At 41.2% G+C, this 8298-nt stretch carries 3 protein-coding genes; 1 reads left to right on the top strand and 2 read right to left on the bottom strand.

The window, feature by feature from the left end; translation table 11 throughout:
• Positions 1–172: 172 nt before the first annotated feature.
• Positions 173–1849 (bottom strand): DUF3352 domain-containing protein, encoded by a 1677-nt coding sequence (locus HWQ37_RS03240; protein ID WP_292743683.1) that lies wholly within the window; start codon positions 1847–1849, stop codon positions 173–175.
• A gap of 1208 nt (positions 1850–3057) precedes the next feature.
• On the opposite strand from HWQ37_RS03240, the gene HWQ37_RS03235 reads away from it, so the two are divergent.
• Positions 3058–5700 carry a M1 family metallopeptidase gene (locus tag HWQ37_RS03235; RefSeq protein WP_292743680.1) on the top strand — a complete coding sequence of 881 codons (2643 nt, stop codon included), beginning with the start codon at positions 3058–3060 and terminating at the stop codon, positions 5698–5700.
• A gap of 173 nt (positions 5701–5873) precedes the next feature.
• Here HWQ37_RS03235 and HWQ37_RS03230 read toward each other — a convergent pair.
• Positions 5874–8298: hypothetical protein (locus HWQ37_RS03230; RefSeq protein WP_292743677.1), on the bottom strand; the 2425-nt coding region annotated here is incomplete at its 5' end.

The raw sequence follows: 8298 nt of genomic DNA, 5'->3' as shown, positions 1-8298 counted from the left end.
AGGGAGACAAGGGAGACAAGGGAGACAAGGAGATAAACAAAACTCCTAACTCTTGTACAGACGCGATTAATCTCGTCTCTACTTTTAACTCCTAACTCCTAACTCTTAACTCTTAACTCAGCACTCAGCACGGGCTAAACGCCTCGCTACCGCTAACAGCACTCCTAACGCCCTACTTTTTAGTAGGCTTGAGAGCTAACAACATCTCCAATTGACTGGTTGATTTATCGGGGCTAATGGCGGTAAAACCAAGACCACGAATGGAATTGAGAATGGTGATGGTATCGGCGTTAGATGATACAAAACTATTGATCAGGGGTATAGTTTTAGTTTTATCCATATCCAGGTAGAAATAGCCGCCGTTGGGCTTTTGCAGAGAACCAGTAACGGCTTTGAAGGTGTCGCTAGTATCAAGAGATGGATTTTTGCGATCGCTAACTGCGTCAGCAATAGGTCCACCAATAGCTACAAATACAGTATCTTGATCTAGCCAACCATGTGCCAATAAAGCTCCTTGTTGAGGGATTTGCCATTCAGTTACGTCTTTACCACCAATATTTCTGTTGGCGACGCTGATTTGTTGAGTTTTGGCAAGGGTATCCAATTTTGTGAAGGTGGCTTCGGCAGTTTTGCGATCGCTAGTATCAAATACTAAAGCACCTCCAAAACCAACACTCGCTAATACCCCTTGATTTGATGGAATCGCACCAAAGGCGAATTCCCCATTCATCCAGCCAAAAATATCCTTATCTAAGTCTAGATTGGCGAATTTCAGTTGTCCTCGCGCTTGTTCTAGAGCTTGTTTCATTTCTGGATAATCTTTTGACTGCTCTACTAGCACTTCCCAACCACGGCTGATACCATTTCCGCTAATCAGAGCAAAGGTATCACTAGGAAATTGCCCGACTATACTCCCAGGACTTGATTGATACTGAAATTTATTTAATTGTGGATCTAAATTAGCGATCGCTTTTACCCGCACTCCCGCATCATCAACACCAACACCCGCTACCACAGATTTTATCTGCTTCAGTTGCGTCAGGGTTTGTGGGGGTAACTGCTTTGCCTGGGGATTTCCGGCGGTTAATTGTTGTATCATCCCGGCATAGTCTGGTACATAAATTTGGGCGAGGCTGTTTTTGACTTCCACTCCTTTAAGAATGCTGCTAGCACCTTCTTTATTGGCGAAAGAAGATTGTCCCTTAAAGGTATCAATTGCTTTTTCTACAGCTTGCTTTTCGGGGGCTAATACCAACTGACTATTATTTAAAACTACGCTATACGTCGGCTTGCCATTTTGTGTAGTTTCAATAATTTTTTGACCCTGATAGTCAGATTCCTGTAATTTTACCCCTTTTTGTGACTTCAATTTGTTAGCAAAACTTAAGGCGCTGAGTTTGTCTTTGATTCCCACCACTATCAGGATATTCGATTCCTGTTGTAAATTTGCTGGTACATTAGCTGTCCCAGAGGGTTCCTTTAACTGTGCCTGTTTTACAGGATTTGGCGGTAGTACAGCAATCATCACACTACCAGCCCAAGGCTTTATGTCTTTTTCATAAGAAACGTTACCGTCACTGAATATTTGCTTATTGAAATCTTCCAGACCTTTTGCCACTAATTTTTGTGCTTCTGGAGTGCCAAACTGCTGTAACTTTGCCCAGGCTTGAGAGTCAGTAGTAATGTAAGCTGCCATCAGTGCTGTTGAAGGTATTACTTTAGCACTGCCGAGAGCGTCTGAACTACCTACTGGTGAGCCTTTAAAGTACATATAGGCCGCTATACTTCCGACAACAACGACAGCAGCACCAACAGCAGGAATGAGAAATTTTGATTTACTTTCAGGCATTTTGTTATCCTCTTTTGCTCAGATTGTCACCGAGATTTATACAAGTGTCACTGTAGAGTTTTCGGATTTATGAGTAATTTCCGCTAATCCATCGCTAGACTAACCCATGACTAAAGGATTCAGCAGCATAGTCGTTGACAAGCTGCACATCTACCTCCGCTTGCTAAAAATTGTTGCTTTTGATATGCATCATTAATAGGATATTAATCAGGAAAATTCTCAGTTAAATGTCATGTTTCAATCACCAAACATCCAACCTCAAAGTGATAAAAGCAAATATACCTGGAGATTAGAAATCGCGGCTACACAAACCAAGTCCGCCTACGCGGACTCAAAGAATTTGAAACCCAGGATCGGTAGCTTTTGCCTGTATAGCCAAGCCAGTGCGGTCTTGGGGGTTTCCCCCATGAGCAACTGGCGCGCGAATTCTATTCGCCAAGGCAAGCTGTTTTCACTTCTCTAAGAAATTAGGAATCTCATTGTTTAAGAATGATTTAGGATTGCTATATCACTTGGATCTCACAGTCCATCTATACAGCAAACAAGCTAGCGATGTCTACGACGGGCTATTCCGCGTCGCCAATTTGTGAAGGAGTTAAGAGGATTTGGGAAGTGCAACATCAATCTACAAGCGTTCTCGACGATGACTTTTACAGGCACTCGCCAGTATAAGAGTTTTTACGGAGATAAAAACTGGTTATTTTACTCTTACACAACTGGTATCCGACATTTAGTCTCAACTCCAGTTGGTATTTACTGATAAAATTAGTAATCCTACAAATTAGCGGTCTAAAATTACTCTCAAAAATACTTCAACTAGATGAGGAGCGAATCTGTAAATGATATGCTGTTCATTTTAAACAAAATAGCGTGTTCAGCAGCAAGCTATCCTAAAGTTATAAAAATAATTAGGAGTATTTGTACTTAATGAGAATCTATCGAGGTGCAAGAGACTCTTGACTCAATGCCAAAAAAGTGCAGAACATCAAGAAAAGTAAATGCAGGAGGGATATGGAAAAAACCCAAGGAATCGATAGCCGATCTGCGGAAGTTCGGGTGAGATTAATTTAAATCCCCCAATCCCAAAGGGGAGTTCTCACCTCCATAATGCCCTGTTGATTTGGGAAATACATTTACTACACCGCTATTTTACTTAACTACATCCAACCAAGCCAGACTTTTCAGGATTACAAGGTCAGTAAGCATCAATGTCGCAGTCTTATTTTGATACAGATAATAACGGACACAAACCTTTTGAGTTACCGGGAGCAAGACCACACTACAACCCCGATCGCCCCGGACAGGTAGAGCATATTTTTCTCGATCTCAGCTTGGATATTCCCAAGCAAAGCTATCAGGGCAGTTGTAGCATTCGCCTCTTGCCAATCCGTAATGGTATTGATCGTTTGACTTTGGATGCTGTCAACCTAAATATCGAGTCTGTGCAGGTGGACGAAGTGCCACAAAGTTTTGACTATGACGGGGAACAGCTTTCCATTCAACTTTCTCAGGCGACTCAGATTGGTCAACGCTTGCTGATTGCGATCGCCTATTCGGTGGCAAAACCGCAACGCGGTATTTATTTTATTCAACCAGATAAGCACTACCCAAACAAGCCTACTCAAGTTTGGACTCAAGGCGAAGACGAAGACTCTCGCTTTTGGTTCCCCTGCTTTGACTATCCAGGACAACTCTCTACTTCGGAAATTCGCGTCCGCGTTCCCAACCCTCTCGTGGCAATTTCCAACGGCGAATTAATTGACACCACAGAAGATGGTGATTACAAAGTCTATCACTGGTTACAGCAACAAGTTCATCCTACCTACTTGATGACTTTAGCTGTAGGTGATTTTGCTGAAATTCGAGATGAGTGGAAGGGTAAAGCTGTCACCTACTATGTAGAAAAGGGACGGGAGGAAGATGCTAAACGCAGCATGGAAAAAACTCCCCGCATGATCGAATTTTTGAGCCAAAAGTATGGTTATCCATATCCTTTTCCGAAATACGCCCAAGTTTGCGTTGATGACTTCATCTTTGGCGGCATGGAAAATACCTCCACAACACTGTTAACAGATAGATGTTTGCTGGATGAACGCGCCGCCTTAGATAACCGCAACACCGAAGCTTTAGTCGTTCACGAACTCGCGCACCAGTGGTTTGGCGATTTGGTGGTGATTAAGCATTGGTCTCATGCTTGGATTAAAGAAGGAATGGCTTCTTATTCTGAGGTGATGTGGACAGAACAGGAATATAGTCTAGAAGAAGCAGCTTACTATCGTTTATTGGAAGCTCGTCGTTACTTAAGTGAAGATAGCAGCCGTTATCGCCGGCCAATGGTAACACACGTTTACCGCGAAGCTATTGAACTTTACGATCGCCACATCTACGAAAAAGGATCTTGTGTCTATCACATGATTCGATCCCAATTGGGAGATCAGTTATTTTGGCAAGCAATTCAAACATTTGTCCAAGATAATGCTCACAAAACCGTAGAAACAGTAGACTTACTCAGGGCGATTGAAAAGGCTACCGGACGTAATCTTTTGTTCCTCTTTGACCAATACGTTTATCGTGGTGGTCATCCCGATTTTAAAGTAGCTTACTCTTGGGATGGAGATGCTAATTTAGCAAAAATTACAGTAACTCAAACCCAAGCTGCTGAAGGTAAAGATGGCAGTAAAGATTTGTTTGATTTAAAAATACCTATTGGTTTTGGCTATACCCAACAGGAAGAAGTGAGGAGTGAGGAGTTAGGAGTTAAGAGTAATGGAAAACTCAGCACTCAGCACTCAAAACTCAAAACTTTCACCGTCCGGGTGAATGAACGCGAACAAAGCTTCTACTTTCCCCTAGAAAATAAGCCCCAATTTATCAGCTTTGATGTTGGAAATAATTACCTCAAAACAGTAGCTTTAGAATATCCAATCGCGGAGTTAAAAGCGCAGTTAGAATTCGATCCCGACCCGATTTCGCGTATTTATGCAGCAACAGCTTTGGCGAAAAAAGGTGGGTTAGAAGCTATCAAAGCATTGTCTACATCGCTAAAAAATGACCCATTGTGGGGTGTGCGTGTGGAAGTGGCAAAACAACTAGCCCAAATCAATTTAGATCAGGCATTTGATGGCTTAATTGCTGGGTTGAAAGATAAAAATGCTTATGTGCGACGATCTGTAGTGGAAGCACTTACTCAAATCAAAACTGCTGAAAGCTATAAAGTTGTCAGAGGAATTTTGCAAAAGGGCGATCCTAGCTACTACGTGGAAGCAGCAGCTTCTCGGGTAATTGGGGCGATCGCATCTGCAAACTTGGAAGAAAAACCCAAGGAAGACAAGGTATTAAAGCTGCTGAAATCCGTTTTAGAAGAAAAGGCGGGTTGGAATGAAGTCGTGCGGAGTGGGGCAGTTGCTGGTTTAGCTGAATTCAAAACCTCAGAAGCAGCTTTAAATCTACTAATCGAATATACCAAACTCGGTGTACCACAACCCCTACGTTTAGCCACAATTCGCGCTTTAGGAAAGATTTCTGTCGGTCAAAGTCCGGCTAATTTAGAACGGATTTTAGAAAAATTAACAGAACTCGCCAAAGAAACCTTCTTTTTAACTCAAGTAGCTGTAGCCGCAGCGTTAGGACAAATGGAAACACCTAAAGCCGTGGGGATTTTGCGATCGCTAGCTGAACAAACAGCCGATGGGCGTGTACGTCGTTCTGCTGAAGAAGAAATTTCTAAGGTGCAAAAGAACATTGGCTCAGAAAAAACCCTGCGCCAATTGCGTGAAGATTTCGACCAACTCAAACAACAAAATCAGGAATTGAGAAGCCGTTTAGAAAACTTGGAGGCTAAATCTAAATAGCACTACATGATAATTAAAAGTAGGTAATTGGTAATTGGGGCAAAACACTACCAATTACCAAATTTATAGCATTCATAAATAATAATTCTGTTATGAGTCGCGGGTTGATTCTTCCACCTAACTATACAATCTGACTTTTCCCGTTAGTTCCTAAGAAACATCCAAAGTTTTCATCAAGATAAAGGACTTTGGGTATGTGAGTTAAAGTGATTGCCAGTATAGGTGATATGTATAGTTTGATCTGAAGTTGAGGTGTCTGTAGGATTACCTGTGTAGCGATGACTGCCATCTTCATTGTAGATATGAATAGTCAAATTTAAGGCTTGGGCGACATATCCAACAGTATAATCTTTAGTCCATTCCCCTTGACCTAACCCTGCTACCACCTGCATTATACTAGCGAGGTCAGGGTTATTCTCACCGAATAGATGCCCTCGGACTCTCGGATTATTTTGCAATTGGTCTATAACAGTTTGGCGAATTTTTGCTTGATCGGCTTGTGTGGAACGGATGTTATGCATAGCTTCATGGACAGCATGGAAAAAACAATTGCCATCTCCAACAGTCTGATTGATGAATAGACCATTGACATCTTTTTTTAATGTGGTCGGCAGTGCACCACTTTGATGTGCTTTTATCCGCTTCACTACACGAGTAAAAGTTTCTTCATCAAGGTCGGATTCTGAATCTGCATCATGGTCATAAGTTGGCTTTTTGTAACGGGTAAGCCCCATTGCAAATTTCGAATCATCGGGAAGTTGAGCGTAGGAGTTAGCCAGTAGTTCTGCGGTGTCACTTATCTGAGTACTGCTCATTTCACCAATTTTATTTTTGTCCTTTGAACTGGCTTTGAGTTGTTGGCTAAGTCCTGTATTTGTCAGCCATAGTGGTCCATGAAAATGTCCGATTTCAATTTCCTGACTATTGAGATGCAAATAACAACCTAAGCAAGGATATTTAGTGCCTCTGGGAACATCCCAATTGCTTTTGGTCCATTCTTCCTCGCTTACAATTCGTATTTCAGCATGAATTCCAGATTTACCAGGCATACTTTGCGGAACCAGTACGCCTGCATCAAGTTCCAGGTAATGCGGCAATCGCTCGTACAATTTCAGAGGGTGCCGAATCTCTCTGTTGTTCATTGCATCTTCGCGTGACATTGCCTCTATGTTATGACTTATGAGCGATTGCACTGCTAAATTTTGGAGATCGCTAGCCATCTTGATTGACTTACTTACCAATGTGTTAATTCCGCTGTAATTACTGGATAAGGCTATGCTTCTACCATCGTGTTTTATTGATCCCTGAAACTCCCCTCCTCTTGGCCAATTAGCCAGTGCCAGCGTAGAGGCATATGTTGACAGCCTCTGAGATTTACTTGTTTGCTGAGAGTCATAGTCTACATAGCGTGCATAATCATCTCTTACTATAAAAGCAGCATGGTGTCCCCTTTGTTCTAAATCAAGATTTGGATTTTGCTCAAGCAAAGTTTCTGCCAGCGCCTGACCCTGGTCTGCTAGTTCATCTTTCTTTCGATCTCTGGCTGCTTGGAAAGGTTCAAGTAATAACTTAAGTTCTGATGAAGATTTAGCTGATATACCATTCAGCTTCTCTTGATCCTCTGGCGCAATTTTTCTATTCATAGCTTCCTCAGTATTCTTAGAGAAACCTGTTTTACCTATTAGAGTATCAAGTTCTCCTCGGGTTATTTTTCCATTGTTTCGCCCCAGCATTTTCCCAAGTTTTGTTCTAACACCTACTAAATAAGTTCTACTATCTTCCTGCCCTTCAGTAATTTTATTAGCTTTGTAATCTTTAAAAAGATTCTCAAGTTCTGATGGAGATTTAGTTAATAAATCTTTCAGCTTCTTTTTATCTTCTGGCGCAATCTGTCTTAAATCAGCACTCTCAATCCTCCTAGAGTAATCTGTTTTATTTATTAGAATATCAAGTTCTAATTGGCTTATTGGTTGATTTTTTCGCCCTAGCTTTTCTCCAAGTTTTTTTCTAACATCTACTAAATAAGTTTTATTAGATTCCTGCTTTTTAGTAAGTTTAGTAAGTGTATTAGCTTCGTAATTTTTCAAAATCTTCTTAAGTTCTGGCTGAGGTTTAGTTAATAAATCTTCCAGCTTCTCTCGATCTTCTGGCTTAATTTCTTTAAGATTACCCAACTCAATACCCTCAACCCAAAAGCTTTTACCTATTAAAAAACTAAGCTCTGCTTGGGTTATTGATTTATTTTTTCGCCCCAGGTTTTCTCCAAGTGTTTTTCTGATACCTTGTAGATAAGTTTTATTATCTTCCTGCTTTTTAGTAAGTTTATTAGTTCCAGAACTTTTCAAAAGTCCCTCAAGTTCTGGCTGAGATTTCTTTAATAATTCTTCTAGTCGCTTGAGTTCATAGCGAGCAATTTTTTGAGTCTTACCTGTCTCAATCCGTCCAGCCCAACCGGATGTTTCACCTATTAGAGCATCAAGCTCTACTTGGTTTATTAATTGATTATCTTTGTTCAGTGTTTTTCCAAGTTCTTTTCTATATTTTAGTAGTTGCTCTCTATTCGCTTGCTGTTCTGGATTAAGTTTACCCAATCCAGAA

The sequence above is a fragment of the Nostoc sp. NMS4 genome, from assembly GCF_017115095.1.
Lineage (GTDB): Bacteria > Cyanobacteriota > Cyanobacteriia > Cyanobacteriales > Nostocaceae > Nostoc.
This window is presented reverse-complemented; position numbering and strand designations above follow the sequence as displayed.